At 71.4% G+C, this 3,691-nt stretch carries 4 protein-coding genes; 3 read left to right on the top strand and 1 reads right to left on the bottom strand.

Features of this window, described 5'->3' with window-relative positions:
• Positions 1 to 50: 50 nt before the first annotated feature.
• Entirely contained in the window at positions 51 to 725 is a 675-nt protein-coding gene (locus E1287_RS42410) for an SDR family oxidoreductase (protein WP_131971670.1), read from the bottom strand.
• 213 nt (positions 726 to 938) lie between these two features.
• Between E1287_RS42410 and E1287_RS42415 the strand changes: the two genes are divergently transcribed.
• The 3 genes from E1287_RS42415 (at position 939) to E1287_RS42425 (ending at position 3,637) form a co-directional block, all read left to right on the top strand.
• Positions 939 to 2,084, top strand: a complete 1,146-nt coding sequence (locus E1287_RS42415) for a GAF domain-containing sensor histidine kinase (RefSeq protein WP_131971672.1) — start codon at positions 939 to 941, stop codon at positions 2,082 to 2,084.
• A gap of 68 nt (positions 2,085 to 2,152) precedes the next feature.
• The gene (locus E1287_RS42420; RefSeq protein ID WP_207934807.1) at positions 2,153 to 2,815 is read left to right on the top strand and encodes a response regulator transcription factor; all 663 of its coding nucleotides are present in this window, start codon (positions 2,153 to 2,155) and stop codon (positions 2,813 to 2,815) included.
• A gap of 36 nt (positions 2,816 to 2,851) precedes the next feature.
• A complete protein-coding gene (locus E1287_RS42425; RefSeq protein ID WP_131971674.1) occupies positions 2,852 to 3,637 on the top strand; it encodes a protein phosphatase 2C domain-containing protein in 786 nt (261 codons plus the stop codon).
• Positions 3,638 to 3,691 lie beyond the last annotated feature (54 nt).

Genomic DNA, 3,691 nt, shown 5'->3' on the forward strand with positions numbered 1-3,691 from the left:
GTGTGGCTGTTCGGTGGGGGTGGCCTGGTTGGGGGGCTTCAGGACGGTGGTCATTGGGTGCCGGCCAGGTCTGAGGCGCGGTAGCGGCCGCTGGGGAGTCGGTTGGTCACGAGGTGGTGGAGTGTGGCGGCGGCCTCTTCCGGTGGTGGGGCGGAGGCGGCGTCCTCGCCTGCGGCGCGGAGCATTTCGGTGTTCATCTCGCCTGGGTCCGTCCACCAGACGGCCACGTCGGGCTCCTCCGCGGCCAGGACGTTGGAGAGCTGCTCCAGCGCCGCCTTGGACGACCCGTAGCCGCCCCAGGTCTCGTAGTCCTCCACGGCCGCGTCCGACGTGATGTTGAGGATCGCGCCGTGCCGTTCCCGCAGGCTCGGCAGGACGTCCTGGATCAATGCCAGCGGCGCCAGGACGTTCGTCGCGAACGTGTCCGCCAGATCGGTGACGGGCAGGGCGGCGAGCCGGTACATGGGCGTCGGGCCCAGGGTGCTCGCGTTGTTGACGAGCAGGTCGAGCCCGCCGTCCACGGCCCGGACGAGGTCCGCGCGGTGCGCCGGGTCGGTGACGTCCCCGGCGATGGCGACGACGCTCCCGCCGATGTCGTCGGCCGCGGACGCCAGCGCGGTCGCGTCGCGGGCGTCGATGACGAGGTGCCAGCCGTCCCGGGCGAGTTCGCGGGCGAGCGCCCGGCCGAGCCCCCGGGAGGCCCCGGTGATCAATGCTGTCTTCATGCTCTCGACGCTAGGAATCAGCGCCGTTCGCGGCATCGGCCGTCGGGCCCGCTGGACGGTGGTCAGATGGTCCTAGGACCGCCGTCCCGGACCACCGGGCGGCGCCGGCGGAGACGTCGTCCCCCGGGCTGATTCGAGAAATCCCGCGCAGCGAGTACGGTCTTCACATGTGAGCGCCGCGAGGCGCTGGGCCAGCGGAGACGAGAGGCCGGGATGGAGACGGGCGAAGGCGGCGGCGGTGACCAGGGTGTGACCCTGCGCGCCGTGAGCTCCGCCGTGCTCGCGGTGACCCGGCACCTGTCCGTCCACGAGGTGCTGCAGGTGATCGTCCGGGCGGCGGCGCAGCTGCTGGACGCCCGGTACGCGGCCCTCGGCGTCCCGGACGACGAGGGCTCGTTCGCCGAGTTCGTCGTCGAGGGCGTCTCCGATGAGGAGTGGGAGCGCATCGGCCCGCTGCCCCGCCAGCACGGCATGCTCGCCGCGATGCTGCACGGCGACACGCCCAAGCGGCTCGCCGACATCCGCAGGGAGCCGGAGTTCGAGGGCTGGCCGCAGGCGCATCCCGTCCTGAAAGACTTCCTCGGCGTGCCGATCCGGGACGGCGAGGACGTCATCGGCATCATCTTCCTCGCCAACAAGCAGCGTCCCGGCGGCTTCACCGAGGACGACGAAGAACTCCTCACCCTGTTCGCCGCCCACGCCGCGATCGCTGTCACGAACGCCCGCCTGTACGAGCACAACCGCGAGCTGACGGTCGTCGCCGAACGCAACCGCATGGCCCGCGAGCTGCACGACGCCGTCGCGCAGAAGCTGTTCTCGCTGCGCCTGACCGCCCGCACCGCGTCCGCGCTGGCCGAGCGCGACCCCGTCCGGACGGTCCAGGAGCTGGAGCAGGTCGAGCGGCTCGCCGCCGAGGCCCTCGCCGAACTCCGCGCCGTGATCTTCGAGCTGCGTCCCGCGGACCTCACGGACGGCCTGGTCTCCTCACTGCGCAAGCACGTCGAGGTCCTCGACCGGGCGCACGAGACGACCGTGCGCATCGCCGCCGACGAGGCCGTCGTCCTGCCCGAAGACCAGGAGGCCGTCGCGTTCCGCATCACGCAGGAGGCGCTCTACAACGCGCTCCGCCACGCCGGCGCGCAGACCGTCGAGGTGCGGCTCGGCACGCGGGACGGGCAGGCCGTGCTGGAGGTCGCCGACGACGGGTCCGGGTTCGACGCGTCCGACACGGCGACCGAGCAGCAGAACGGGCTCGGCCTCGCGTCCATGCGCGACCGCGCCTACTCGATCGGCGGCGAGCTCACGATCGACGCCGCGCCCGGGCACGGCACGACCGTCCGGCTGGAGGTGCCGCTGTGACCGCCAACGGACGCGAGGCTGATATCCCGAGGGGGGACGACCCCCCACGCCCACCGGGAAGAGCGCCGATCAGGGTCCTCATCGCGGACGACCATCCGGTCGTCCGGCAGGGGCTGCGCACCTTCCTCGGCATCCAGGACGACATCGAGGTCGTCGGCGAGGCGGAGGACGGCACGTCGGCCGTGACACTGGCCGAATCCCTGGAGCCCGATATCGTGCTCATGGACCTCAAGATGCCGGGCGCCGACGGCCTGACCGCGCTGACGGAGCTGCGGGCACGCGGGGTGGCGGCACGGGTCCTGGTCCTGACCAGCGTCACGGAACGAGGACACGTGCTGCCGGCCGTTCAGGCGGGCGCTGCCGGGTACCTGTACAAGGACGTCGACCCGCAGGCGCTCGTCCAGGCGATCAGGGCGGTCAACGACGGGCACGTGCTGTTCGCGCCCGACGCGGCCGAGGCGATGATGGCGGACGGGCCGGACTCGCAGGACGACCGCGGCCTGGCCGCGCTGACCGAACGTGAACGGGAGGTGCTCGTGCACATCGCGCGGGGCAGATCCAACCGGGAGATCGCCCGCGCGCTCGTGGTGTCCGAGAAGACGGTCAAGACGCACGTCAGTAATCTGCTCATGAAACTGGGAGTCCAGGATCGGACGCAGGCGGCGCTCTACGCCGTCCGGCACGGCGTCGGCACGTCCGGCGCCGATGGCGAGGCAGCCGCCCGCGACTGATACAACTCCTCTGACCGGATCGTCATCGAAATTGGTATGAACGTAGCTATCAGATACGCAGCAGGCAGCGACATCGGCTGCAACCGAGAGAACAATGAGGACTCGGGGTACGCCGGTGCGCGGCTGATCGCGGTCGCGGACGGCATGGGCGGCTACGCGGGCGGCGAGGTCGCGAGCTCGACCGTGATCGGCTCCCTGCGCTCACTCGACACCGACGCCCCGCAGGACGATCTCGTCGACATTCTGGGCCGCGCCGTGGCGGAAGCCAATGAGAAGCTGCGCATCGTCCGGGAGGAACGTCCCGACCTGAGCCGCATGGGCACGACGCTCACCGCCATGCTGTGGTCGGGCGAGTCCGTCGCGCTCGCGCACGTCGGCGACTCGCGCGGCTACCTCCTGCGCGATGGCGAGCTGTTCCAGATGACGCAGGACCACACCATGGACGAGCTCCTCAAGGCGGAGGCCGAGCAGGCCGGCCAGACGGCCGACCCGGCGGAGACGTCCCGGCTGTCGCACGTCCTGTACCGGGTCCTGGACGGACGCGAGGACCGCGAACCCGACCTGCGCCTCCGCGAGGCCCGGCTCGGCGACCGCTACCTCCTCTGCTCGGACGGCCTCAGCGGCCCGGTCGACGCGCAGCGCATCTACGAGATCCTCTCCGCCGAGGCCGACCCGCAACGCGCCGTCGACCGCCTGATCGAACTCGCCCGCGAGAACGGCGGCCCCGACAACATCACCGCCGTCGTCGCCGACGTCATCGAATCCGACCACATCACCACCGAAGACCCCCCCATGGTCGTAGGCGCCGCCGCCCAGTCCTGACCCAACCACCGCCCTCACACTCCACCCCACCGCTCGTCCCACACCCACGCCCTC

Origin of the sequence: Actinomadura sp. KC06 (genome assembly GCF_004348735.1) — a bacterium.
Lineage (GTDB): Bacteria > Actinomycetota > Actinomycetes > Streptosporangiales > Streptosporangiaceae > Spirillospora.